Source organism: Pseudomonas glycinis (assembly GCF_054871425.1).
This window is the reverse complement of record NZ_JBTYHF010000003.1, coordinates 471,835-495,247: the sequence shown is the minus strand read 5'-3', so window position 1 is coordinate 495,247 and position 23,413 is coordinate 471,835. Positions and strand designations below refer to the sequence as shown.

The 23,413-nt window shown below is 54.1% G+C and carries 23 protein-coding genes, 1 tRNA gene and 1 pseudogene; 16 read left to right on the top strand and 9 right to left on the bottom strand.

Features of this window, described 5'->3' with window-relative positions; genetic code table 11:
• The first annotated feature begins 37 nt into the window (after window positions 1-37).
• The 9 genes from ACYSTU_RS09830 to ACYSTU_RS09790 all read left to right on the top strand — a co-directional run bounded on the left by ACYSTU_RS09830 (window position 38) and on the right by ACYSTU_RS09790 (window position 9,906).
• On the top strand, window positions 38-2,950 hold the full coding sequence (locus ACYSTU_RS09830; RefSeq protein WP_498997826.1) for an aminotransferase: 2,913 nt from the start codon (window positions 38-40) through the stop codon (window positions 2,948-2,950).
• A 305-nt stretch (window positions 2,951-3,255) separates the two neighbouring features.
• Window positions 3,256-4,134 carry an N-carbamoylputrescine amidase gene (gene aguB / locus ACYSTU_RS09825; RefSeq protein WP_016772158.1) on the top strand — a complete coding sequence of 293 codons (879 nt, stop codon included), beginning with the start codon at window positions 3,256-3,258 and terminating at the stop codon, window positions 4,132-4,134.
• The gene (aguA, locus tag ACYSTU_RS09820; RefSeq protein ID WP_498997818.1) at window positions 4,134-5,240 is read left to right on the top strand and encodes an agmatine deiminase; all 1,107 of its coding nucleotides are present in this window, start codon (window positions 4,134-4,136) and stop codon (window positions 5,238-5,240) included. Before aguB ends, aguA begins: the two co-directional genes overlap by 1 nt.
• Window positions 5,241-5,485: 245 nt before the next feature.
• On the top strand, window positions 5,486-5,698 hold the full coding sequence (locus ACYSTU_RS09815) for a hypothetical protein (RefSeq protein ID WP_016772156.1): 213 nt from the start codon (window positions 5,486-5,488) through the stop codon (window positions 5,696-5,698).
• A 460-nt stretch (window positions 5,699-6,158) separates the two neighbouring features.
• Window positions 6,159-7,463, top strand: coding sequence for an OprD family porin (locus tag ACYSTU_RS09810; RefSeq protein WP_498997813.1), 1,305 nt, complete (start codon window positions 6,159-6,161; stop codon window positions 7,461-7,463).
• A gap of 230 nt (window positions 7,464-7,693) precedes the next feature.
• On the top strand, window positions 7,694-8,440 hold the full coding sequence (locus tag ACYSTU_RS09805; RefSeq protein WP_476312097.1) for a 2OG-Fe dioxygenase family protein: 747 nt from the start codon (window positions 7,694-7,696) through the stop codon (window positions 8,438-8,440).
• 79 nt (window positions 8,441-8,519) lie between these two features.
• Window positions 8,520-8,897, top strand: coding sequence for a GNAT family N-acetyltransferase (locus tag ACYSTU_RS09800; protein ID WP_003220700.1), 378 nt, complete (start codon window positions 8,520-8,522; stop codon window positions 8,895-8,897).
• Window positions 8,894-9,610 carry an AzlC family ABC transporter permease gene (locus ACYSTU_RS09795; RefSeq protein ID WP_016772152.1) on the top strand — a complete coding sequence of 239 codons (717 nt, stop codon included), beginning with the start codon at window positions 8,894-8,896 and terminating at the stop codon, window positions 9,608-9,610. Before ACYSTU_RS09800 ends, ACYSTU_RS09795 begins: the two co-directional genes overlap by 4 nt.
• Window positions 9,589-9,906, top strand: a complete 318-nt coding sequence (locus ACYSTU_RS09790; protein WP_041477503.1) for an AzlD domain-containing protein — start codon at window positions 9,589-9,591, stop codon at window positions 9,904-9,906. The genes ACYSTU_RS09795 and ACYSTU_RS09790 overlap by 22 nt, the downstream gene beginning before the upstream one ends.
• Here ACYSTU_RS09790 and ACYSTU_RS09785 read toward each other — a convergent pair.
• Window positions 9,823-10,749 (bottom strand): LysR family transcriptional regulator, encoded by a 927-nt coding sequence (locus tag ACYSTU_RS09785; RefSeq protein ID WP_016772151.1) that lies wholly within the window; start codon window positions 10,747-10,749, stop codon window positions 9,823-9,825. The genes ACYSTU_RS09790 and ACYSTU_RS09785 overlap by 84 nt on opposite strands.
• A gap of 468 nt (window positions 10,750-11,217) precedes the next feature.
• Between ACYSTU_RS09785 and ACYSTU_RS09780 the strand changes: the two genes are divergently transcribed.
• From ACYSTU_RS09780 to ACYSTU_RS09765, 4 genes are all read left to right on the top strand, one after another.
• The gene (locus ACYSTU_RS09780; protein ID WP_125917396.1) at window positions 11,218-11,508 is read left to right on the top strand and encodes a type II toxin-antitoxin system RelB/DinJ family antitoxin; all 291 of its coding nucleotides are present in this window, start codon (window positions 11,218-11,220) and stop codon (window positions 11,506-11,508) included.
• A complete protein-coding gene (locus ACYSTU_RS09775; protein WP_312023558.1) occupies window positions 11,468-11,788 on the top strand; it encodes a type II toxin-antitoxin system YafQ family toxin in 321 nt (106 codons plus the stop codon). The genes ACYSTU_RS09780 and ACYSTU_RS09775 overlap by 41 nt, the downstream gene beginning before the upstream one ends.
• A 137-nt stretch (window positions 11,789-11,925) precedes the next feature.
• On the top strand, window positions 11,926-12,333 hold the full coding sequence (locus ACYSTU_RS09770) for an MbcA/ParS/Xre antitoxin family protein (protein WP_125917397.1): 408 nt from the start codon (window positions 11,926-11,928) through the stop codon (window positions 12,331-12,333).
• Window positions 12,330-13,010, top strand: a complete 681-nt coding sequence (locus ACYSTU_RS09765) for an RES family NAD+ phosphorylase (RefSeq protein WP_476312087.1) — start codon at window positions 12,330-12,332, stop codon at window positions 13,008-13,010. The genes ACYSTU_RS09770 and ACYSTU_RS09765 overlap by 4 nt, the downstream gene beginning before the upstream one ends.
• Here ACYSTU_RS09765 and ACYSTU_RS09760 read toward each other — a convergent pair.
• Window positions 13,001-13,819: a WaaZ-like lipopolysaccharide core biosynthesis protein gene (locus ACYSTU_RS09760; RefSeq protein WP_498997790.1), complete on the bottom strand. Its 819-nt coding sequence runs from the start codon at window positions 13,817-13,819 to the stop codon at window positions 13,001-13,003. The genes ACYSTU_RS09765 and ACYSTU_RS09760 overlap by 10 nt on opposite strands.
• Before the next feature lie 373 nt (window positions 13,820-14,192).
• On the opposite strand from ACYSTU_RS09760, the pseudogene ACYSTU_RS09755 reads away from it, so the two are divergent.
• Together ACYSTU_RS09755 and ACYSTU_RS09750 are read left to right on the top strand one after the other, a co-directional pair.
• Window positions 14,193-14,306 (top strand): annotated as a pseudogene (locus tag ACYSTU_RS09755) (helix-turn-helix domain-containing protein); the annotation flags it as partial.
• 796 nt (window positions 14,307-15,102) lie between these two features.
• Entirely contained in the window at window positions 15,103-15,756 is a 654-nt protein-coding gene (locus ACYSTU_RS09750; RefSeq protein WP_498997787.1) for a sce7726 family protein, read from the top strand.
• 8 nt (window positions 15,757-15,764) lie between these two features.
• Here ACYSTU_RS09750 and ACYSTU_RS09745 read toward each other — a convergent pair whose 3' ends face one another.
• From ACYSTU_RS09745 to ACYSTU_RS09725, 5 genes are all read right to left on the bottom strand, one after another.
• Window positions 15,765-16,892, bottom strand: a complete 1,128-nt coding sequence (locus ACYSTU_RS09745) for a beta family protein (RefSeq protein WP_053148724.1) — start codon at window positions 16,890-16,892, stop codon at window positions 15,765-15,767.
• A gap of 3 nt (window positions 16,893-16,895) precedes the next feature.
• Complete coding sequence (locus ACYSTU_RS09740; RefSeq protein ID WP_498997782.1) at window positions 16,896-17,363, bottom strand: ImmA/IrrE family metallo-endopeptidase; 468 nt, start codon at window positions 17,361-17,363, stop codon at window positions 16,896-16,898.
• Between the two features lie 23 nt (window positions 17,364-17,386).
• Complete coding sequence (locus ACYSTU_RS09735; RefSeq protein WP_498997778.1) at window positions 17,387-18,043, bottom strand: hypothetical protein; 657 nt, start codon at window positions 18,041-18,043, stop codon at window positions 17,387-17,389.
• Window positions 18,044-18,993: 950 nt separating this feature from the next.
• Window positions 18,994-19,314, bottom strand: a complete 321-nt coding sequence (locus tag ACYSTU_RS09730; protein ID WP_498997774.1) for a hypothetical protein — start codon at window positions 19,312-19,314, stop codon at window positions 18,994-18,996.
• Entirely contained in the window at window positions 19,311-20,288 is a 978-nt protein-coding gene (locus ACYSTU_RS09725) for an integrase domain-containing protein (protein WP_498997770.1), read from the bottom strand. Before ACYSTU_RS09725 ends, ACYSTU_RS09730 begins: the two co-directional genes overlap by 4 nt.
• Before the next feature lie 1,109 nt (window positions 20,289-21,397).
• Between ACYSTU_RS09725 and ACYSTU_RS09720 the strand changes: the two genes are divergently transcribed.
• A complete protein-coding gene (locus ACYSTU_RS09720; protein WP_498997766.1) occupies window positions 21,398-21,745 on the top strand; it encodes a hypothetical protein in 348 nt (115 codons plus the stop codon).
• Between the two features lie 31 nt (window positions 21,746-21,776).
• Here the strand turns inward: ACYSTU_RS09720 and ACYSTU_RS09715 are convergent, their stop codons facing one another.
• A complete protein-coding gene (locus ACYSTU_RS09715) occupies window positions 21,777-23,096 on the bottom strand; it encodes a tyrosine-type recombinase/integrase (protein ID WP_498997759.1) in 1,320 nt (439 codons plus the stop codon).
• Window positions 23,097-23,268: 172 nt separating this feature from the next.
• Window positions 23,269-23,344, bottom strand: a tRNA-Thr gene (locus tag ACYSTU_RS09710).
• Window positions 23,345-23,413 lie beyond the last annotated feature (69 nt).

Below are 23,413 nucleotides of genomic sequence, written 5' to 3'. Positions count from 1 at the left end.
CGATATAAGCGCCTAATAAAATTTCAGGGGTCGTTTCATGCCGCTCGCCACGTTGATTCATCGCGCCAGTTTGCCCGGTCCGCAGGTTTCAGAGGCGCAGGCGCTGCAATGGCTGGCCGAATATTACGGGTTCAGCGGCACGTTGCAGGCGCTGGGCAGCCAGCAGGATCTGAATTATCGCGTCGACAGCGAGCGTGGACGCTTCGTGCTGAAAGTCTGTCGTGGCGACTACGCTCTTGTGGAGTTGCAAGCCCAGCACGCCGGGCTCAAATACTTGGCCGAGCATTCGGCGATCAAGGTGCCGCGCGTCATCGCAGCCAATAACGGTGCCGATCTGTTGTCGTTGCAAGCCAATGGCGAAACGGTGCATGTGCGCTTGCTGGAGTACATCGACGGCCAGCCGTTGACCGATTTCGATCATCTTGGCCAGGACGTGGTCGCCGGGTTTGGCCGACTCTGTGGCGAGATGGATCTGGCCCTGGCAGGTTTCGATCACCCGGGCCTTGAACGCACCCTGCAGTGGGACGCGCGTCACGCCAACGCTTTGATCAGTCATCTGTTGCCGGTGATCACCGACGCGCAGCAGCGTGCGGCGATCAGCGCTGCCGCCGAGCAGGCCGAGCGCCGTTTGCAGCCGTTGCTGGACAAACTGCCGGTGCAGGCGATTCACATGGACATCACCGATGACAACGTCGTCTGGGCGCGTGATGCCCAGCGGCATTGGCAGTTGCAGGGTGTGATCGACTTCGGCGATCTGGTGCGCACCTGGCGTATCACCGATCTGTCGGTGACCTGTGCGGCTTTGCTGCATCACGCCGATGGCGATCCGTTTGTCATCCTGCCGGCGGTCAAGGCTTATCACGCGGTCAATCCGTTGCAGTACGCTGAGCTGCAAGCGCTGTGGCCATTGATCGTGGCGCGGGCGGCGGTGCTGGTGCTCAGTGGCGAGCAACAGGTGAGCATCGACCCCACCAATACCTATAGCCGCGACAATCTCAGTCACGAGTGGGAAATCTTTCGCGTCGCGACCTCGGTGCCACTGGCGCTGATGGAAGCGGCGATTCTCACAGCCCTGGGCCAGACCGTGCCGAAGGTCGAAAAACCGGAATTTGCGCCATTGCTGCCCGGATTGGTCGGGCGCGAATTCGCCCTGATCGATCTGGGCGTGTTGAGCCCGCACTTCGAGGCGGGTAATTGGGAGCAGCCGGGCATTGATCAGCGCTTGCTGACAGAAGCCGCAGCGGTCCATGGGCTGGCGGCGACGCGTTATGGCCAGTACCGCTTGTCACGCACCCGCCCGGACAGTGCGACTGAACCGGATACGTTCCCGTTGCATGTCGAATTGCGTGTGCCGACCGGAACCGAAGTGCAACCACCGTTCGCCGGCATTCTGAAGCAAGCGGCAAACGGTGCGCTGCAACTCGATGGCCCACAGTTCAGCGTTCGCCTGTGGGGCGTGACGCCTGTTCTTGAACATGGGGTGGCAGTGGATAGAGGCCAGAAACTCGGTGAAGTCACTGGGCCGCTGATTGTGCAGTTGTGCCGAGAAGCAGAGCTCGACGCGCCGCTGTTCTGCACGCCGTCCCGTGCATCGGCGTGGCAGGCGTTGTGCCCGTCACCGGCGATGCTGCTCGGGCTGGCCTGCGACGCCGAGCCTGAGCTGGACGCGAAAACCCTGCTCGAACGCCGCGATGCCAGTTTTGCCCGCACGCAAAAACACTATTACGTTGACCCACCGCGCATTGAACGCGGCTGGCGCAATCAGCTGATCGACATGCAGGGCCGTTCGTATCTGGACATGCTCAACAACGTCGCCGTGCTCGGCCACGGTCACCCTCGGATGGCGGCGGTCGCGGCGCGGCAGTGGTCGTTGCTCAATACCAATTCACGTTTCAACTACGCGGCGGTCGCCGAATTTTCCGAACGCTTGCTGAAGCTGGCGCCGGAGGGCATGGATCGCGTGTTCCTGGTGAACAGCGGCAGCGAGGCCAATGACCTGGCGATTCGCCTGGCCTGGGCCTACAGCGGCGGGCGCGACATGATCAGTGTGCTCGAGGCGTATCACGGCTGGACGATCGGCGCCGATGCGGTATCGACGTCGATTGCCGACAACCCGAAAGCGCTGGGAAGTCGCCCGGACTGGGTGCACCCAGTGCCGGCGCCGAACACGTATCGCGGCGAATTCCGTGGCGCCGATTCGGCGCCGGATTACGTGCGCAGCGTCGAGCATCATCTGCAAAAACTGGCCGAGCAGAAGCGGCAACTGGCCGGTTTCATCTGCGAGCCGGTCTACGGCAATGCCGGGGGTATTTCTTTACCACCGGGCTATTTGCCGCAGGTGTATGAAAAGGTCCGCGCGCAGGGTGGAGTATGCATCGCTGACGAAGTGCAGGTCGGTTACGGGCGCATGGGCCATTTTTTCTGGGGTTTCGAAGAGCAGGGCGTGGTGCCGGACATCATCACCATGGCCAAGGGCATGGGTAACGGTCAGCCACTTGGCGCGGTGATCACTCGCCGGGAAATCGCCGAGGCGCTGGAGGCCGAAGGCTATTTCTTCTCGTCGGCGGGCGGCAGTCCGGTCAGTTGTCAGATCGGCATGGCGGTGCTCGATGTGATGGAGGAAGAAAAGCTCTGGGAAAACGCCCAGGTCGTCGGCGGCCACTTCAAGGCGCGCCTGGAAGCGTTAATCGATAAACATCCGTTGGTCGGCGCGGTGCACGGCTCCGGGTTTTATCTCGGGCTGGAGCTGATCCGCAATCGGCAGACGCTGGAACCGGCAACTGCCGAGACTGCATTGCTGTGTGATCGCCTGCGCGAGTTGGGGATCTTCATGCAGCCGACGGGCGACGATTTGAACATCCTCAAAATCAAGCCACCGATGGTGACGTCGCGCCAGAGCGTGGATTTCTTTGTCGATATGCTGGATCGGGTGCTTACCGAAGGCCTTTAAGCAACGCACATCCCCTGTGGGAGCGAGCCTGCTCGCGAAAGCTGTGTATCAGTCGCCACATGCGGTGACTGACACAGCGCATTCGCGAGCAGGCTCGCTCCCACATTTGTTTTCGGTCTTAAGTCCGATTTGTATCGATTTAACTGGCGTTCAAATAGAAAGATTCATTCTTTACAGCTTCTAAAGCCGATATTTATCGGTTATAAAGTCGCCATTGCTCCGGCATGGCGATCTTTTGTCCGGTGCGCGCGTTTTCTTTTCGGTCGAATTCTTCAACCGTCAAAGCACTAGCCCGGAGATGATTCATGAGCCGTATCGTTACCGTCGCCGCCACGCAGATGGCCTGTTCGTGGGACCTGGAAGCCAACCTCGAAACCGCTGAAAGACTGGTCCGCGAAGCCGCCGCTAAAGGCGCGCAGATCATCCTCATCCAGGAACTGTTCGAGGCGCCGTACTTTTGCCAGAAGCCCAATCCGGATTACCTGCAACTGGCAACGACGGTTGAAGAAAACGTGGCCATCAAGCATTTCCGGAAAATCGCCAAAGAGCTGCAAGTGGTGCTGCCGATCAGCTTCTACGAACTGGCAGGGCGTGCACGCTTCAACAGCATCGCGATCATCGACGCCGACGGCAGCAACCTCGGGATTTATCGCAAGAGCCACATCCCCGACGGCCCGGGCTATCACGAAAAGTATTACTTCAACCCGGGCGACACCGGCTTCAAGGTATGGAACACCCGTTACGCGAAAATCGGCGTTGGCATCTGCTGGGACCAGTGGTTCCCGGAAGCGGCACGCAGCATGGCCCTGCAAGGCGCGGAAATTCTCTTTTATCCAACCGCGATCGGCAGCGAGCCGCACGACAAGACCATCTCTTCACGCGATCACTGGCAGCGGGTGCAGCAGGGCCATGCCGGCGCCAACCTGATGCCGCTGATTGCCAGCAACCGCATCGGCAATGAAGAGCAGGACGGCTACGACATCACCTTCTACGGCTCGTCGTTCATCGCCAACCAGTTCGGCGAAAAAGTGCAGGAGCTGAATAAAACCGAAGAAGGTATTCTTGTGCACACGTTCAACCTCGACGAGCTGGAACATATTCGCAGCGCGTGGGGTTCATTCCGCGACCGCCGGCCGAATCTTTACGGCGCGTTGAAAACCCTCGACGGTTCCCTGGAGTCCTGATGACCACATTGAAAAGTACCCCGCGCGCCGACGGCTTCTACATGCCGGCCGAGTGGGCGCCACAAACCCAGACCTGGATGATCTGGCCCGAGCGCCCGGACAACTGGCGTCTGGGCGGCAAACCGGCGCAGGCCGCGCACGCCGCCGTGGCCAAAGCCATCGCCCGTTTCGAGCCGGTCACCGTTGCCGTCTCCGCCGGCCAATACGAAAACGCCCGCGCGCGCCTCGATGTGCCGAATATCCGCGTGGTGGAAATGTCCAGCGACGACGCCTGGGTTCGCGACAGCGGCCCGACCTTCGTGATCAATAACCAGGGCGAAGTGCGCGGTGTGAACTGGGATTTCAACGCCTGGGGTGGTTTCGATGGCGGCCTGTATGCACCGTGGAACCGTGATTCGCAGGTCGGCGGCAAGATCCTCGAGATCGAGCGCAGCCCGCGTTACCGCACCGAAGGTTTCGTGCTCGAAGGCGGTTCGATTCATGTCGACGGCGAAGGCACGCTGATCACCACCGAAGAATGCCTGCTCAACCGCAATCGCAACCCGCACCTGAGCCGCGAAGAAATCGAAGCCGTACTCAGCGACAACCTGTCTGTGGACAAGATCATCTGGTTGCCGGATGGCTTGTTCAACGATGAAACCGACGGCCATGTGGATAACTTCTGCTGCTACGTGCGTCCGGGCGAAGTGCTGCTGGCGTGGACCGATGATCCGCAGGATCCGAACTACCCGCGCTGCCAGGCGGCAATGAAAGTGCTGCAAAGCAGCACCGACGCCAAGGGCCGCCCGTTCACGGTGCACAAAATGCCGATTCCTGGGCCGCTGTACGCGACCGAAGAAGAGTGTGCCGGCGTCGATGCGGTGGACGGTTCGCAGGAGCGCAATCCTTCCGTGCGTCTGGCCGGTTCCTACGTGAACTTTCTGATCGTCAACGGTGGGATCATCGCGCCGAGCTTCGACGACCCGAAGGACGCCCCGGCCAGGGAAATCCTGCAGAAGCTGTTTCCGCAGCACGAAGTCGTGATGGTGCCGGGCCGCGAACTGTTACTGGGTGGCGGCAATATTCACTGCCTTACCCAACAGCAGCCAGCGCCGCACAAAGAGTGAGTTGAGTCGTAACAGCTTGAGTTGATTCACAAATCAGCCAGGCAATGATTAGCTCGCTCAGCATCAAAGCAAGCCCGCGGCCCGTCAGGACCGCGGGCTTGTTTGTATCCGCCGTTCGACATTCGGGTCGCCTTGGCATAGCTCTTGTATTGCTCCTGATGCACTAGGGAGGGAGGGGAACTTCAACAGTTCTGTCACAAACCTTGGATAACGTAGCCGCTCACGAACGGGGAGAGAGCGCTGAAATGAACGCCGAAGTGAACGTAATCAGCGAGCGGACTGTGCATCCCATGGCCGTCAACGGCGAATCGCTCCAGCTTGTCGCGCACTGGTTGAAGTCCAATGGAACGCGTCAGATCAGACAACCTGATCCGCGCCGGATGATGATCGAGCGCTACCCCGCTGGCCTGTTCAGCGAGGCCGAGCTGGAAGCCTTGTGGGATGTGATGGAAGGATAAGAACAATAGGGATTGGTAAAAGCGCTGCCGGGATGGCGGCGCTTTTTTTGCCTGATTTTTATCCACAGGTATTCAAAAGTGGGAGCGAGCCTGCTCGCGAAGGCGTCAGCACTGCCAGTGACTTTGTTGACTGATCCAGCGCTTCGCGAGCAGGCTCGCTCCCACAGTTCAAACTCCCTGTTTAATCCGTTTTTTCTGCAACTGCCCAGCAAAAAAAATACGTTTCTTAGACGTTTTTCGCCTATTTAAAGACGATTCTTGAAATTGACACACAGTTCAGGGCGCGGCTACGATTCGGCCCAACGCCTGTGGCTAACCGCCATGACTCAAAATAAGGAGCAGGCCCGCCATGACGTGAACGTCGGCGGGCTTTTTTGTTTCGGGGTGAATACAAGAGTGCAGAAAGCGCCGTTTCAGCCGTTCGACACAGCGCGTTTCAACCCGTAATAAGGAAAACAAAATGTTGAACAAGCGAATCAGTCTGATCGCACTGGGGATCTTGAGTGCTACACAGGCCATGGCTAACGACCAGGCCGAATCCAAGGGTTTCGTTGAAGACAGCAGCCTGAAAGTGCTGCTGCGCAACGCCTACATCAATCGTGATTACAAAGACGGTAACAAGGACAAGGCCGAATGGGGCCAAGCGGCCATCGGGACGTTCTCGTCGGGCTTCACTCAAGGCACCGTCGGTGTCGGCGTGGACGCTTTCGGTCTGTACGCATTGCGCCTGGACGGCGGCAAGGGCCGTAGCGGCGCCGGCGGCATCGACTTCTTCAAACAGGAAAATGACGGTCGTGCGAACCACGACATCGCCAAGGGCGGTGCTGCGGTCAAGTTTCGCGTATCCAACACCGTACTGACCTACGGGGACCAGATGCCGGCCCTGCCGGTGCTGAGCTACGACAACGTGCGTCTGCTGCCGGAAAGCTATACCGGTACTTTGATCACCTCCCGTGAGATCCAAGGCCTGGAATTGAACGCCGGCCGATTCACCGCCGAGTCGCGCAAGAGCGATGAAGGCCGTGACAGCGGCGGTCTGAAGTCGATCAACGTCTTGGGCGGCAGCTATCAGTTCACCGAACACTTCAAAGGCGCGCTGTATGCGTCCGACGTTGAAGACGTCTTGAAGAAACAGTACGTGAACGCCAACTATGTGATTCCGTTCAACAAGGATCAGTCCCTGACCCTGGACTTCAACGGCTATCGCACCAAGCTGGACAGCTCGTACGTACGCGAAAACACCGTGCCGGGCGAAAGCATCGTCACTGGTCGCGACAACAAGATCTGGAGCCTGGCAGCCACTTTCGCCACCGGCCCGCACTCGTTCACCGTGGCGCATCAGCGTTCCACTGGCGACAGCAACCTGGGCTACGCCTATGGCGGCTACCAGAAAGACCAGGGTCGTTTCGGCGACGGTGGTAACTCCATCTACCTGGCCAACTCCTACTGGTCTGACTTCAACGCCGAAGACGAACGCAGCTGGCAGCTGGGTTACGGCCTGGACTTTGGTTCGTTCGGCGTTCCGGGTCTGAGCTACAACTTCGCTTACGTGCGCGGCGACAACATCACCACGTCCACCAGCGAAGGCGGCACCGAGCGCGAGATCTTCAACCAGTTCAAGTACGTCGTGCAAAGTGGCCCGGCCAAAGACCTGAGCGTGAAGTTGCGCAGTTCGATCCTGCGCGTGTCGCAGAAATCCAGCGAGTACAACGTCAGCGGTAACGAACTGCGTGTATTCGTGGACTATCCGATCAACATCTTCTGATGATCGATCCGCTGTAAGAAAAATGAGAAAACCCCGATTCGTTCGGGGTTTTTTTCGCCGGTTTTTCAGCGAAAACCGCAAATAACCGGTGTTCTTGTCATGTAAAAGTCGTTTTTCAAGCGCTGCAGATTCCGTTTCAAGCAGTGCTTCAAATGCCTGAAATTCTTTCTCATGGACGCAAATTCTCCACCCAATAGATTAGGGCGTTCAACGCAGCGGAGAATTTGGTAATGATCGTTTTGAACAGAGAAGTGGGCGAATCGCTACGGCGCGACAAGTTTGTCAACGTCCAGGGTGGTGACTTCAATCTCTACGGTCATTTTGCCGACTTCGTCAGACTGACCAAAAGTTGGGAAAACATGGAGCCTGACAGCTACTACGGTCAGGCCGAAGCCGGCATGCGCTACCGTCGTTACAGCGACTTTGAATACAACCCGAAAACCCGTGAACTCAAGCAACTTGAGCACCGCGCTTACGTGCAATCGAAAGAGAACAACGCTTACGTCGGTGGCGTGGTACGACACTTTCAGGACTTTTCCGAAGAAGTGATCTCTTCGCCGGTGATGCGCAGCCTGATCGACACCGATTTCGAAGTGTACAAAAGTGTCCTGCCGGAAGAGGTGCACGATGAAATCTGGCAGTGCCAGATCCATCAGATCCGCATTGAGATCAAACCCGGCAAGCAGCTGGAAATCACCCCTGAAGGCATTCATTGCGACGGCTATCCATTCAGCGGCGTGCACTTCTGGGGGCGCAATAATGTCGAGGGCGCTGAGAGTCGTTTGTATGACATTCATCAGCAACAGCTGGCGGCGACCACCTATGAGGAAATTCTCGATACCACCTATTTCCTTGATCGCGACATGCGCCATTACGTGACCCCGGCGCGCAACACCCACACCCATGCCATGGCGTACCGGCAGATTCTGGCGATTTCCTTCTCGCGGCCCGGGACCGCTTTCGACATTGTTCGCTAATCAGATCACCCCAATCGACGGCGTCGAGTGCTCGACGCCAGTGGTACTGCGCCGCGCCACCGCCAAGGATGCGCAACGCATGGAGCGCTTCTTCCGCCAGTTCGACGAAGTGTCGTTCTGCGAATGGCAGGACGCCAAATGCCTGCGCGGCGTGTTGATCCAGAAAACCACCACGGCGTACCTGGCTTTCGATGTCGAGGGCGAGATCGTCGGCGCGGTGCTCGGCGGCATGCTCGGCAGTCGCGGCACGATCAACCATCTGGCCGTGAGCCCGCGTTACCGCAGCCAGGGCGTTGGCCAGCGTCTGGTCGAAGCAGCGTCGTCCGACATGAAACGGGTCGGGGTGCTGCGGATGTTTCTGTTCGTCGACGATGCTAACCTCGCGGGCAAGCGATTCTGGACCGCCCAGGGTTTTTGCGAGCCTCACGGCGAAAGAACATTTGAGAGGGATCTATGAATGAAAGGTCCGGCAGCGCGCCGCTGATGGCGACTCATCAGCCGTCGCGCACGTTTGCCGAAGCCAGCCCGGTGGTCGCCGGGTATTTCACCGTGTCGTTTGTCTTCGGGCTGATGGCGGTCAACGCCGGCCTGCCGATGTGGCTGCCGGTGGCGATGTGCTTGTTTGTCTATGCCGGCGCTTCGCAATTCGCCGCGCTGGCGCTGATCTCCAGCGGCGCATCGCTGACCACCATTGTGCTGACCACTTTCCTGATCAATGCGCGGCACATGCTGATGTCGGTGTACATGGCCAAAGCCCTGCGTGCATTGGGCTTGAGCCGCATGGAGCGTTGGGCTTACGCCGGTGGCCTGACGGATGAATCCTTCGCCTTTCATAGCGTCAAACTCGGCACGGGCGCACCGGTCAACGTGCGTTACCTGATCGGTTTCAATCTGTTCTGCCACACCTCGTGGGTGCTCGGCGGTTTGCTCGGTGCGGTCTGCGCGCAGTACGCGGCGCACTTGATCAAATATCAGCTCGATTACGCGCTGACGGCGATGATGCTCTACGTGCTGGTCTCGCTGTGCAACACGCGTAACAAATTGATTGCGGCCGCTGCTGCCGTGGTCTGCATGGGCGCGCTGAGCCTGATCGGCAGTTCGCCCTTCAACGTATTTATCGCCACGTTTGTGGGCTGCGGAGTGGGTGTATGCCTGACCAAACGTTCCTGATTCTGGTGGTGGTGCTGATGATGGCGGTGACCTTCCTGCCGCGCGCCTTGCCGCTGCAGATCAACACCGACCACTGGCCGCCCTTCGTGGCGCGGGCGCTGGAATATCTGCCGGTGGCGATCGTCGCTGCGATCAGCCTCACGCCCTTGTTGATCAAGGACCGGCAGATCCAGCTCGATCGCCCGGAATTCTATGCTGCGATTCCGACGTTGCTATGTGCGTATTTCAGCAAAAACCTCTTTCTCAGTGTGGCGGTGGGGACGGCTGCGTACATTGCGCTCGGCTCGTTCATGTAGGGGCAGATCAACGACGTCGTTCAGCGCCTGGTGCGACAGCTCCGGATTGTTTACCGCCAGGCGCACTTCGAGGAAATCCTCGAAACCGGGAAAAATCGTCAGTCCGTTCTTCTGCGCCGCTTCACGCGAGACCATGCCGACCGCATCCATCTGCGTGATCAACGACAGCGTCAGGGTTTCGCTGCAGGAATAGACCATGCGCTGGCCGTTCTCGTGGTTGCCAAGCCCGGCGTCGAGAAAACGCAAAAAGCTGTGGGAATACGGACAATCTTCCGCAGGACGCACCTGAAACTTGTTGCCCAGCAAGGTCAGCGGATCGTTTTCCTGACCGCAATGCGCACCGACCACCTGCACCTGCACATCCGGCAGGACGATGCTCGGCAGCCCCGGCCGCTGCGGGCCGATCAGCACGGCAAGGTCGAAATCTTCGTTCTTCAGCTTGCTGAGGTTTTCCATCGACTCGGCGTAGCTGAACTCCATCTGATAATCGGGAAACACCTCGATCAGGCGTCCGATCATGCGTCGGTTGAAATCAGGCGACAGGGTGTTGTTCAACGCCACCTTCAACGTCCGCTGCCCTGGCACCTTCAGCGCTTCGACCTTTTCTTCCATCTGTCGCGTGGCGATCAACACTTTGTCAATGTAGGGCGTGAGCTCCGTGCCTTGCGGCGTCAGCGTCAGGCCTTTGTTGGAACGGCGAAACAAGCGGAAACCGAACTGCTCTTCGACCTTGTTCAACTGTGCGGCCAACGCCTGCACGGTCAGGCACGAATGCTCGGCTGCGGCCGACAACGAGCCGGTCTGCACGATGCGCATGAGGTTGCGTAAGGTTCTGCTATCCATGGGTAATGCCCTCTGAAGTGGGCTGGGTATTGTTGTTTACGAAACGACCGAAACGGCGCCATATGCCGGCTATATTCCTGCACCTGAGCATAGTTGTCGCGGATTTAGTAGCGAATTGATTTCCCCGCCGATGGCTGGAGGCTGACAGAGGATCGGGGTTTTCGGTGAAGTGGGGGTGATGAAGGTCAAAAAAGTGCGTGGTTTTGGTGCGCGGGGAGATTCTTTTCGAAGAGAAACAGCTTACATCTTCCTAGCTTTTTGCCTGCGTCATACGCAGATAGGTCTCGGGTAAAGTAACGATTTAGCTGATAGCGCCCAACAGTCAAAGGAGTTGAAATGGATGTCTGGCATGCGAGCCATGGTAGTAGATAACCACCTATCAACTTCGCGTTGACCGACGAAGATCACTCCGAACACAATGCAGAGGTAGCGCTGATGTAGCTACAAAACCACGATGAGGTAATTGAAATGGCTGCACTACTGAAAACTACCGATGTGCGCTGCCGCATTGATGAGGATTTGAAAGCGCGTGCTACTGAAGTCTTGAACGCTTGCGGGCTGAGCATTAGTGACGCGATGCGACTTTTTCTGCGACAGGTTGTTGCTACTCAGGGGCTTCCCTTCGAGGTGCGAGTTCCATCGGAGAAGACGGCCCGCGCAATGATGGAAGCACGAGAAATCCGTCAGCGTTTCGACTCGATAGACGACATGCTGAGGAATGCTGATGGCGAAACAGGAGAAAACACAAAAACGCGCTGATCGACCTAAACAGTGTGCACAGACTTCTGAATTCAAGAAGTCTTGGGATCGTTACAACCGTGCCGGAAGGCGAGATATGAACGACGTTCGGAAGGTGATGGCAATGTTGTTCCTGGGGCAGCAGTTACCGGCAGAATATCTGGATCATGCGCTGACTGGAGATTGGTCTGGATTCCGCGAGTGTCATATCGGTGGCGATTTTCTGATGGTTTACGAGAACACGCGTCCAGACCTGATCACGTTCGTGGATTTAGGGAGTCATTCAGAACTGTTTCAATAGCGCAGAAATACATAAGCCGGCTTAACTCCGGCTTCCGTGCGTTTGATTGTTACAATTCGTTCGCTTGTGTATCAAAATACTAAAGAATTACAGTTATGTACTAGTCTTCAGCTAAGACAAAAAATCAGGAGGCGTGTATGCCTACCTCATCCCCAGCTCTCACCCCACGCGAACAACTCGACGCCCCCGAAGCCGGGCGCGTTGCGTTGAAGTTCTTCTTCAACCTCATGGAGCACTGGGGCTGCAACGCCGAGCAACAACGCACCCTGCTCGGAGGAGTCGGTAACACCACGTTCTATAAATACAAACACCTGCCAAAAATCCGCCTGCCCCATGACACCCTCGAGCGCATCTCTTATCTGATGGGCATTCACAAGGCGCTGAGCATCATCTTCAGCAATAGCCGCGAGCGCGCCTACGATTGGGTTAGCAGCCCCAACACGGCGGCACCGTTCAATGGCAAAACCGCGCTGGATTACATGCTGGCGGGCCGGGTGGTCGATATCGCCGATGTACGCCGCTACCTCGACGGAGTGCGCGGTTGAAAGCGCCGGCGCCGGTGGATGTGCCATGGCCGCGGGCGTATCGCATCGTCAACAGCAGCTTCCCGCCGATTGCACTGTTCGAAGATGTCCTCGATCCGGAGGACCTTGAAGTTGCCTACGCCATCGAAGCGTTGACTAATGATCGCCTGATAGAACAGGCCGGTGTTCTCGCCCGCGTACGTCCCGAAGATCGCCTGTCCGGCCCCGGTTCCAGCCCGGTGATGGCCGCGTTCACTCACGTCGGCAAACGCAGCCGTTTCAGTGACGGCACCTTCGGCGTCTATTACGCCGCCAGCAGCCAGAGTGCGGCCATCGCTGAAACCTGTTTTCATCAGGAACGCTTTCTCGCGGCGACCCAGGAAGCCGATCTCGAATTGACCATGCGTACTTACATCAATCAGGTGATCAAGCCGCTGCATGACGTTCGCCATGGCTTTGATCATCTGCATCAGCCTGATCCTGAAGCCTATGGCCCATCACAACTGTTCGCGCAACAACTGCGCGACGCCGAGTCGTGGGGCTTGCTCTATAACAGCGTGCGGTTGCCCGGGCATGAGTGCGTTGCGGCGTTTCGGCCGCCGGCGGTATCGATTCCGAAGCAGGGCAAGCATTTGCGCTATGTCTGGAGCGCAAGTGAGGGCAGAATTTCGTTTGTATTTGAGATCAGTCAGGTCTGAATTATCGCTTTGACTTCGTCGAGCGTTGTGACGGGAATGACGCTGGATGGAATTCGCGAAGAGGGCGACAAGTTGTAAACGGCAAATTTACTGTCGATGACTTTGTCGGACATGAGTTTCAGAGATGGAAGTATTCTGGAATGAAAATGCTGATTCAGACCGCACGGCGAGATAGAGCTTCCATCAGTCTCGTAAAAGCGCCCCGCGGACTGGTTCATATCCGCTCCCACCAAAATCACCTTTGAAAAGCCTGCGTGATAGGCAAGTTGGAGTGCGAGATACAAGACTGTGCGGGCATCAAAAAAAACATGGGCCAGGTTTTTGCTGAACCCGATACTGCGGTTTCGACTACCCCAAACAGCTCGATTACGTACCAGATCCTGGTTGTTGCGAAGTAGCCATTCAGTCAGGGTTGGTTTGGGCGCTTTCTTCAGAAGATAGAGATCACCTGTCGGTTCAACGGCGGGTTCCTGGGCCTGGCGAGCCCAGAGAGCTACTCGCTGACTGGTGCGCATCGCATAGGCAAACAAGTCAGGCTGTTGTAGCGAAAAACTGGTGTCGGTGCATGCGTAGAAGAACGGCTTGATGCCTGTTCCCATGAACATGGATATCGCGCCGTTCACCGTGATCATCGGGATATAGGCAAACTGTTCAATGGGAAAGTCCTTCGCGGAGTTACCAGACGCGATAATGAATACAGCGCCTTGAGCAATGTTTCGACAGTCAGAAAAGTCCCTGATTTGCGAACGTGCGGAGCCGTTTGGCGTTTCTGATGTTGAGTTCATCGATGGTCTCTTGGTCCATGTCATGCATTCAGTCCGTTGTGCTGACGTGATGAAGCGAGATGACTCTTCTATAGCGCCGCGCTTTGTAAGTGAGTGTTGCGCTCGGCGTTAGTTCCCGTTTGGCTGCTGGGCAGCCGATGGGTTGGCAAAGAACGCTCCAGTGGCTGGCGGGTTATCTGGATAGATGCAGGAGGGAAGTCGGATATGTCCACGCACCAAGGGGCTTGAGGAAGGCCTGCATGTTTTCGGCAGGCCTGAAATGCAAAAAAGCCCTCGCATCAACGAGGGCTTCGAATGGCGGTTTGCATCAATGCCTGTCTGGTGGCGAATCCATTACTTCACCACATCATCGATCAATGCCGTGCTTAGCTCGTGCAGATACTGCGAGGCATAAGCGCGGACTTTGCAGGATTGGGAGCAGGGGCGCAGGCAACCGGCGGGTGCAGTGCAGACTCTCTTGGGGGTCGCAAGTCAGCATCCTGAGGCGTTGCGGGATTTGTATCCTGCCTGATCCCCATAGTTGACTTCTTGGCTGACCCAGAAACAACAAAGCCCCTGCATTTCTGCAGGGGCTTTGTTTTGTATGGTGCGGCACCAGGAGTCGAACTATACAAAAAATGGTAATTATCTCAGTAGCTTGTGTTCGTGCTGAGCTCCTATTTACCCCTATTTCTATCCTTAAGCGGCTGGTCCTCACTGAATTGCCTTGGATTTTCTACGCACCTTGCAAGCTCATTTGGACTGCCCCCCCGTATCCTAGATATCTTCAACCCATGCAGCGCACGATTTTACTAACTGATAAAACGGTCCATCCCATAATCGTGGCATGTCCCCCGCTTTCTGATTGATCTTATTATTTGATTTTCGTTTTAATCGGATTGCGCAAAGTAATAGGGAGTACTTCGTTTATGCGGCGATAATGCATGGCATGCTAGATAAAAATATCAATAGAAAATGCGTGCTGTTTGGAGTTGGATAGTTGTAATATTTTTGGCTTGAGTTGAATTGGATTTGTATTTTGGGAATAACCTAGAAACGCTATAAATATTATGCGTGCTAGTGAAAGAGTGGCGATGACGTCTGCGGTTGCCGGCTTTTCTGGAGCGGTGCAGAATTCTAGCTTTATATTGATTTCAAGGCAGGTTATACTTAAGTTTCGATATTGTGGATAATTAATATTTTCCAGAAAGTTCGGGGGGCTGAAAATATCAGGAATGCTGAAAATATTTTGTTTTCGTGTCTGCTGCAAAGATGCTTTATTATTGGGTTGTGTGCATTGGTTAAATGTATGAAAGCGGTGTTTAAATATGGGCGAGAAAGAGATTAAAACGACGGTTTTAGACAAGCTTTTGAAAACAGGGCAGATTGATTGTTCGTCCCTTGTTTTTAGTGAGATGAACTTGGCAAGAAAAGCTCGCAGGGTAGATCTTGGTTATATTCGGAATCAAGAGATGGTCGCAATTGAAATTAAGAGCGAAAAAGATTCGTTATTTCGATTGGCGGGACAGCTCGAAGAGTACAGAAAATACTTCGATCGCGTCATTGTTGCCGTTGCTGGGAAGTACGTTGAAGGGGTCCTCGCTATCGCTGATGATGATGTGGCGGTTTGGGAGGTGACCTCGGACGGGTTAAAGGTGATTCGCAAGGGGCGTCTGATTAAAAATATATCTAAGCAAAATTACCTTGAACTTATGACGAAGAGAGAAGTCTCCCTTCTAGCTAGGCGGATCGGCATAATTCCTTCCGACCTTGCAATGTATGAGCTGAAAATCGAAGTCTCAAATAGGTTGAATAAGATTTCTAAATCTGATGTGAAAGACATACTTCTAGACGGGATTTATAAGAGATTTAGCATGCCGTCAAATAGGTTCCTGGCCAAGATCTGTGCTTTTGGCAGTGTCAGACCATCCGATGTGATTTTGTTAAGCCCATATTTGAAACGTGTAGTCGAGGTAGCATGAGAGAGTGGTCAATCCACCCACTCTTCATCGGTGTTAATTATATCCCCAATAGCATTGTAATGAAGCTGGTTGAAAAGATGGATGTTGATGCGAACTGCGGTAGATTTTTGAGCGCTGTAAATTCCGAACTCATTATTTTCAGAGGTTATTTCAATCTGTTGGGTGCCCCAAAGGCGTAGCTCTGGAATCCAATATTCATCACTGATGATTTCCTTTGCAATATCTATATAGGCAGTCGTGCGTTTGGCTTTGGAGTCTGGCGCGTTATCGTCAACTTCTCGTCTGACGAATTTCCAATCTTTTTTTAATGGGTAATCAATTCTAGGAGGAGGAACTCCCGAACCACCATCTTGTTTCTCTGCACGTGCGCTTCCTCTGTCGGAATAAACGACAGGATTGAAGATTCCTTTTTCTGCTATTGTATTAAACAGAATTCTCTCGTATATAGAGTTGGTTCCTCGATGTTGCCCTGCAAAACCTGAAGGGAAAGAGGACGCGCTTATTGATATCGTAACATTTGCAATCTGGCGTTTTGCTTCTAGCATCAGCCTTTCTAAAAGCGGAATCCTCTCATGGAAATTTACGTCGATCCCACCTAGATCGTAAATAATAAGAACATTTTCCGCTTTAGTAACATTGAGAGCGGTAACCAAGCGTTGATGCTTCTCAATATTTAGCTCGTTTGGACAGATCCTCAAGACTAACCCTCTGTCAAGGGATGACAGCTTGTTAATCTGGCTCTCAATATCTTGTAGGCTTTCATGTCGAAGGCAAGGGATCGCATTTTTTTGGCTTTTTATGAAACTGTACCAATTGTCATAACTGTTACTAGGGTCTAAAAGCTGCACTAATTCTTGATACACGGGTTTTTCGGGATATTCTCCTGTGAACAGGAATACTTTATTTTCGGAAAGAAATTTTTCGTCGATATCTGAGATCCAAGGACGGTTTCCTATGGACTCCTCAATTTTCTTGAGTGAGTTTTCCAGGCGATGAGCACTAACCCATCCTCTCAGGGAAAAGAGCGGAAGTAGTTCATCTTTGTCTTTGTCGGGGAGTTGTGCAATCGCCGTCATTTCAGCAAGACTTATTGCTAAGATCGGTATGTATTCCCAATTTGGAAATGTATCTTGCATAAACTATTTTTTCCCCGTCCTAATTTTTATTGCGGCGAGCGATACTTGGGCGAGCTCAGCGATTTTTTTATATCGTTCATCTGGTTTTAGCGCGCCATGCATAGTTAGCGCTTCTTGGATAAGCGATGCAGGCATTATTATATCTGCCGCTAATCTATTGGCTTCTCTTTCCAGATCATCCGAGAGTCTCGAGCGATAAAGTACATCATCTGTGATGCCGCCAGCGAGACGTTCACGATGTAGCAAAAAATGCGCGATTTCATGCGCAATAGTAAATCGTTGCCTTTCTTTAACATCGTGGCGATTAACCTTGATCGTAATAACTCCCTCCGTCTCCCTTATTTCTCCTGAAATTGAACCTGGCATAGTAGATTTAAGGATGGTTAATCCGAGATCCTTGGCGATTGCTCCGACCGCCACTGGCAGATTAGTTTGATGCGAAGATATGACGGTTCTTTGATGATCGCTCAAAGAGTTCCATTCTGGCGAAGTTCTCAATTTGACCGCTCCTCATCTGCAACTTCATCCGACATTGAAGTATCTCGATATACAATATTTTCCACAGCGTTTTGAATTAATCTGTCGAATCTGTTTTCTTCGATTAGCTTAATTATATTCTCTTCTGTTGCTCTCGGAATTTCTTCTTTGGCGACTATTTTTACAGTTTCTTTTGCGGTTTTTCGAGCGTCTTTAATAGCTTCGTTCTTGATGTTTCGATACCCAAGTATTGCTAGTATCGCAATAAGTACTCCAAGTACAGTGATGATTACTGATACAGCGGATAATAAAAGCGTGGCCACGCTGTTATCGTCAGGTTTTCTTAACTCTGAGACTTCTTTCTCTAGATTTTTTATTTTTTCAGCTTGGAGTTTTACTTCCAGTGCGAGATCTCGTGTGCTGGAATCCGCTTTGGGAGTCATCGACTGGACGATCTCCTGAATAAGAAGATAGTCTTTCACGTTGTTGTGATTTGTCAGACTTAACTCTTCTTGATTTTGTTCTTTTGTTTCGGTGTTGGATGTTTCTGCAAGAGTCTTGATGGCATAAAGACTAATAATTAAAGCCAGAGTCAATGTGGCTAGCGTTGTTGTTAAGCGCATATGTCTTATATTTAGAATCAGAGTACTATTTTTTTGCGCTGTGTTGGGCATGCTGTTGTTCATCATGTTGTCGACACTGCAATGCGCCGGTTTGTTGTTCCCCAGCCTTTAATTACTGTATAGAGTGGTGATAAAAGATGGAGTATGCCAGCAGGGGGCACGAAAAAAAGACAAAGCATAAATGAAAGTGTTTGTTGCATGCGCGTTAAATCGTGTCGATGTTGAGAGTACGACGGCGTGGCTTTCTCCATACGCTTTCGTTCTCGGACATCTGATAAAGTCTCTTTCCAAGGTTTTATATATTCCATCACCGCACTTTCTCCTTCTACTGCCTTGAAGCTTGAAGTAAATATCCCTACTATCTGCCTATACTTTTATGATGATTGGATGTCTAGCTTTAATATATACTTTCATCTGCTCATTAGTGTCAGTGTGCCATTAGATGGGGCCAATATTCAACCTCCGATGCTGTTTAGGGTTGCTCCTTCAAATTATTCAAGGGCTTGAGTCTAAACCGATTATCGACTCGGTCATTGATCCGACCACGAATGCTGTGTGTTATCAAGCCCTTAGAGCTCCCAGCGTGGATATACTGACTTGATGCTAGCCACGTCGCCCGGAAAGCTAAATCAGCCTAAAAACGGGAGACGTCGAGAAGCGCCTCGCGATGACCTGCAAATTCAAGTGAGCGTTTGCCGGTTTAAGATGCCCAACAACCTTCCTCCATCGAGGCGGCCAGGATCGGGATATCCCTGAATCTGTCGGAAGACCTTTCACGCTATCTCGCCGATCTGGCCAAGACGAGTGGCCAAGTGTGAGTTGCTTGGTGGTGGACGTTCTTCACGACGACATCGAGCATGAGAGGACTCAGAACGAACGGGTCGAACTGCGGTGGAGCAGACCGATTAAGGTAAATTCATCCACTGATGAACAACTAGCAGGGATGCGTGCCCCGCGCGGGATGCGGGATGCGGGATGCGGGTTGAGCGGCTGGAAAATTCTCAAGAACCTGGGAGACGAAGATAATGGCGATTAGCGTCCTTCGCCTTATGGCTGAACTGCCATGACTTTCCTAATCGCTTCGTGATCAACCGTATCGTCAGCACAAAGTAATAGCGTGATGGTTCCGCATGCCCATTCACGTGGTGACTTAAAAGCCACACGAGGTGCTTCCGCTGCCACGTCCACGGGTTGTCTCGATGCCAGCGGTCTGCAATTGCATTTTGGATAGCCTTAGCCTGCCGAATATGGCGCTGGCGCGTGGAATGCGACCCGCTCAGGACGCCCGCCAGAAACAGCTCCATTTCGAATGCTTCGCTCATGCTCGGCCTCCGATGTACGCCGACACTATGTCGATACGCCCGTGACCAAGTTCATAGCTGATTTGCGCCCGAGCTTCACGATCCAATCGCTGGTCCAGTTGATAGCAATGGCCGCCATTGATGGGCGCGGGATGCTGGGTGATCTGCTCATAGAGTTCACACGCATAGGCCGCCCGCAATTCGTGGAAGCCTTTGAGGTGATGGGTCTGCAGGATGCACCGTGCGAGGCGGACGACTTCCCGCTGAAAGTCTCGATAGCTTTCATTAGGTGCCAGCAGGTTGCGACTACCGGTGGGCGACACATGCTCGGCGTAGTTCAATGCTTCGCGAATATGATCATTTGCGACTATCCAGCGAGGTGTTGACGCTCCCGAGCGACCTCCTTTGGTGCCATCCTGAATGTTGATCTTGTCGTAGTGTTCGACCTCCCGTTGAAGACGCGGTAGGTCGGCTAAGATGGCTTCGCGCAGGCGCATCCCTGTGGTGCGTGCCAACTGTGCGATGGCGGCGGCACGAGGATGCTGTTTGCGGAGCGCATCTAGGATGCGCATCACGTGTTCGCGATCCTGGCCTTGTGGAACTGTCGTGCGGATTGTGGTGCGCTGCATTTCCAGCGCCTTGCTCGGACTCGGCACTTTCACGCTCTGATCACCGCGAAGCGCTGCCATGGTCCGGTTCACGCTGGATAATCGATTTTGTGCGGTGGCGATAGTGAGGTCGCCGCGCTCGACTAAATGACGCAGATGCGCCGCGTAATCCGACAAGATCTGGCGATCTATATGCCGTGCATCGTTGAGTCCTGGTCCATCGTCTGAGTGGCACCAGCGCACGAATGCCTGCCAACGATCACTATGCGCTTTGACGGTCCCGTAATGCCCTCCGCTGAACATGTCTTTTAACGCCTGCGGCCCGGCATAACTCATTTGCCGACCATAGCCATAATTGCGCCCGTCACGTTTACCTACTAGTGCCATGATCGAACTCCGCTCAAAGCCAAAACTTTTAAAACCTTCCCCACGTCATCCCGCCACGAATGTTGAGTGTTATCAGGGATCAAGGCCCCTGCGACCTGTGAGGGCTGTCCACTAACGCGGGACTGACGGCTCCTTACGACCGGGAGCTTGGGCGTCTCATGATCTGGCCTCCTGAACACCGATAGCGGTGGGCGGGTGGAGACTGCACTGGCTGACGAGACCAGCGCCGCGAGATCCAGAGTCAGGTGAAGGCAGTGAAGCGATGACCGGGGCATGCCTGACTGTCAGTCAGGTGCAGTCCATTCCCTGGGCTGCGGCACCATCATCTGCATCGCTGTTGCTGGTGACTTCGGTGTTTGTCACGCCGATTGTCACGAGGGGAAATGCCGCAATGCCTTGTACGAGGTGGGCTGCAGCAGTGGTAGGAGCGCCCGTCTCTTTCCGAGAGAAAGAGAGGGGCGCAGGTTGGCGCAATGAAATGGCCAAGCGGATAGGTTGCTGCAGGCCAGCTATGAAAGGGGGAAGTTGCCGCAGTGGGCACACTGGTAAAAGTAGGCATCCATCACATCGCTGTGACCGTGCGAGCCGCCGGACGCTAATCGCACTTTGGGAGAACCACCACGGTGTGGCGTAGCCTTAAAGGTTCTGGCTACCTGGGTTGCTGTCAACGACAGCGCTTTGCCTGATCTTTTCTACGCCTGTGGATAATTCGGGTCAAGGCTCGAATTTTCGGGAGTTCTGCGGCTGTGGATGAAATTATCCACCGGTGGAAATCAGTGGTTTTCCACAGACAGTTGTGTGGGCTTTAGATTTTTTAAGTGAGGTCCATCCAAGCAGGGCGGCTTTGCAGCCCTGCTCGGATGGACCCGCGTGGACAGGCGGATCACTGAGATATGAAGGTCGAGCGCTTACTCGGTTGCGCCACGTTTTGCTTTTAGGCGAGTGACGTTCGTTCGCGCCGGTCTGGCTCGCGAATTCGTGTGGAATCACATGCTCCTGTCAATTGCGGGGAAATGCACCTGCTTTGGGTGGAAACGGTCAGAGAGAGTTTTTAATCTGTGACTGGATGACATGGTGATCGGCACTGTGATCTCAAAAGGAGCATATCAATGAGACCGAATTTTTTTCTGGACGATGAAGATGAAGCTATCGCCAAGAGCTATTTCAAGAAGGTTAATAGCATTGGTTTTGTTTGTGTCGGTTTGGCGTTGACGATAATCACAATGCCTCATCCCGAGCGTGCTGCATGGCTTGCCTTCGCGATAGCGGTCCTCTACGCGTTTAGCCACGGTGATGGTTACAGGAAGATTGTTGCCAGCTATTTGTTGCGTCATAAAGGGTTCGTCGGTGGTATTCGTTGGGTGTTGAAAGTAGCTCTCTTCGTGTTTGGCATAGGTCTGTTGTCTGGGATTGGGCTTCAGATCTTGACGCCTGAGGTTTTAGGCATCCTTCCATAGTAGGACTGTCTCAGTGACCTGGGTGGCGGATCTAATCATTGATTCGCTTCACCTTCATCCGGGTAACATTCGCCCCAATCTGATTAGCGAACTCATGCGGAGTGACATGCTCTTCACGGTTCGCCTCCAGGTACCGGCTCCACCAGTTCATGATCAGCCTGCGTTCCTCAATGAATTCGGCCTTGTGGATGTAAGCGGCGCGGACATTGTTGCGTTCCTTGTGGCTCATCTGCCGTTCAATAGCTGTCTCCGACCACAATCCTGACTCGATCAATGCGCTGCAGGCCATCGAACGAAACCCATGCCCGCAAATATCGGTTTTGGTGTCGTATCCCATCGTCCGAAGCGCGTTGTTCACGGTATTTTCGGACATGGGCTTCCAGGGTTTGGCATCCCCTGCGAAGACCAATGCGAATTTGCCTGTGAGTGCATGGATTTTTTCGAGTAGCGCCACTGCTTGCGGCGATAAGGGTACTAAATGGATATCCCCTGCCATCTTCGTACCCCTTGTGGAAAAGGGTACTCCTTCCAGCGCGGGGCGAGTGTCCGGTATCTCCCAGGTGCCGCGCTTGAGGTCGAACTCGCTCCAGCGTGCGAAACGCAGCTCGCTGGATCGTACAAACACATGCAGCGACAGCATCACCGTCAGACGAGTAAGTGCCCGGCCTTTATAGGTGTCGATCCGCTCCTGCAGTTCCGGCAGTCGCGATAAGGGTAGAGCGGGGCGATGCACCACCCGCGGGGCCTTGATCGAGCCTTCGAGGTCGTAAGCAGGGTTTATGGTGATAAGCCGGAGGCGCTTTGCCTCGCGCATTATGCTCTGCAGGTAGTTTTGTACCCTTAAAGCAACGTCCATCGTTCCGCGCTTCTTGATCGCTTCCAAGGGCTGCATAAGGTCATGGGTGTCGAGATCAACAATGGCGCGTGCGCCGATCAGCGGGAACACGTGGGTTTTGAGGCGGCTCATCACTGTCTTGGAATGGCCTGGTGCCCACTTGGCCGACATTTCCGTATGCCAGTCGAGCGCAACGCTTTCAAAGGTTCTGCCTTTGATTACGGCTTCCGCCTTAGCTTGGTGCTTGGTCTCTATAGGATCAACGCCATCCGCCAGCATTCGCTTGACTTCCAAGCGCTTGCGGCGCGCATCGGCGAGGCCAATGACGGGGTAGTTGCCGAAAGAGGTCAGTCCTTCGCGTCCGTCAGGTTTGACGTAACGGAGCCGCCAGCCTTTGCGGCCATTGGGCTGGACTAGGAGGTAGAGGCCATCGCCGTCGAAAAGCTTGTAGGCGCTGTCTGTAGATTTTGCCAAGCGGCAAGCTGCGTCGGAGAGCGGAGCTGTGGTGCGCGACATAAGGGTACTCCCTTTTATCGAAGTGACCTGTATCCCAAACTCTACCCTTAAAACGGTTGGAATCCACCAGTTTCTGACGGAAACCGATGGAACCCCAAAACGAAAAAACCCACCAGAAGGCGGGTTTTTCGGGGGTTCCAGAGATTTTGAAAGCCTTCTCTGGAACCTTGTATGGTGCCGGCACCAGGAGTCGAACCCGGGACCTACTGATTACAAGTCAGTTGCTCTACCAACTGAGCTATACCGGCGTGTGGGCGACGATTATAGCGATTGGGTTGATCCTGTAAACCCCTGAATTCAGACTATTTTTGCATTCC

Coding starts and splice junctions, on each gene's coding strand:
- ACYSTU_RS09720 (WP_498997766.1), top strand. CDS start 21,398: ATGAGACCGAATTTTTTTCTGGACGATGAAGATGAAGCTATCGCCAAG.
- ACYSTU_RS09830 (WP_498997826.1), top strand. CDS start 38: ATGCCGCTCGCCACGTTGATTCATCGCGCCAGTTTGCCCGGTCCGCAG.
- aguA (WP_498997818.1), top strand. CDS start 4,134: ATGACCACATTGAAAAGTACCCCGCGCGCCGACGGCTTCTACATGCCG.
- ACYSTU_RS09805 (WP_476312097.1), top strand. CDS start 7,694: ATGATCGTTTTGAACAGAGAAGTGGGCGAATCGCTACGGCGCGACAAG.
- ACYSTU_RS09785 (WP_016772151.1), bottom strand. CDS start 10,749: ATGGATAGCAGAACCTTACGCAACCTCATGCGCATCGTGCAGACCGGC.
- ACYSTU_RS09790 (WP_041477503.1), top strand. CDS start 9,589: ATGCCTGACCAAACGTTCCTGATTCTGGTGGTGGTGCTGATGATGGCG.
- ACYSTU_RS09770 (WP_125917397.1), top strand. CDS start 11,926: ATGCCTACCTCATCCCCAGCTCTCACCCCACGCGAACAACTCGACGCC.
- ACYSTU_RS09725 (WP_498997770.1), bottom strand. CDS start 20,288: ATGGCACTAGTAGGTAAACGTGACGGGCGCAATTATGGCTATGGTCGG.
- ACYSTU_RS09730 (WP_498997774.1), bottom strand. CDS start 19,314: ATGAGCGAAGCATTCGAAATGGAGCTGTTTCTGGCGGGCGTCCTGAGC.
- ACYSTU_RS09775 (WP_312023558.1), top strand. CDS start 11,468: ATGCTGATGGCGAAACAGGAGAAAACACAAAAACGCGCTGATCGACCT.
- ACYSTU_RS09815 (WP_016772156.1), top strand. CDS start 5,486: ATGAACGCCGAAGTGAACGTAATCAGCGAGCGGACTGTGCATCCCATG.
- ACYSTU_RS09715 (WP_498997759.1), bottom strand. CDS start 23,096: ATGTCGCGCACCACAGCTCCGCTCTCCGACGCAGCTTGCCGCTTGGCA.
- ACYSTU_RS09780 (WP_125917396.1), top strand. CDS start 11,218: ATGGCTGCACTACTGAAAACTACCGATGTGCGCTGCCGCATTGATGAG.
- ACYSTU_RS09760 (WP_498997790.1), bottom strand. CDS start 13,819: ATGACATGGACCAAGAGACCATCGATGAACTCAACATCAGAAACGCCA.
- ACYSTU_RS09750 (WP_498997787.1), top strand. CDS start 15,103: ATGGGCGAGAAAGAGATTAAAACGACGGTTTTAGACAAGCTTTTGAAA.
- ACYSTU_RS09800 (WP_003220700.1), top strand. CDS start 8,520: ATGGAGCGCTTCTTCCGCCAGTTCGACGAAGTGTCGTTCTGCGAATGG.
- ACYSTU_RS09795 (WP_016772152.1), top strand. CDS start 8,894: ATGAATGAAAGGTCCGGCAGCGCGCCGCTGATGGCGACTCATCAGCCG.
- ACYSTU_RS09810 (WP_498997813.1), top strand. CDS start 6,159: ATGTTGAACAAGCGAATCAGTCTGATCGCACTGGGGATCTTGAGTGCT.
- aguB (WP_016772158.1), top strand. CDS start 3,256: ATGAGCCGTATCGTTACCGTCGCCGCCACGCAGATGGCCTGTTCGTGG.
- ACYSTU_RS09735 (WP_498997778.1), bottom strand. CDS start 18,043: ATGCCCAACACAGCGCAAAAAAATAGTACTCTGATTCTAAATATAAGA.
- ACYSTU_RS09745 (WP_053148724.1), bottom strand. CDS start 16,892: ATGCAAGATACATTTCCAAATTGGGAATACATACCGATCTTAGCAATA.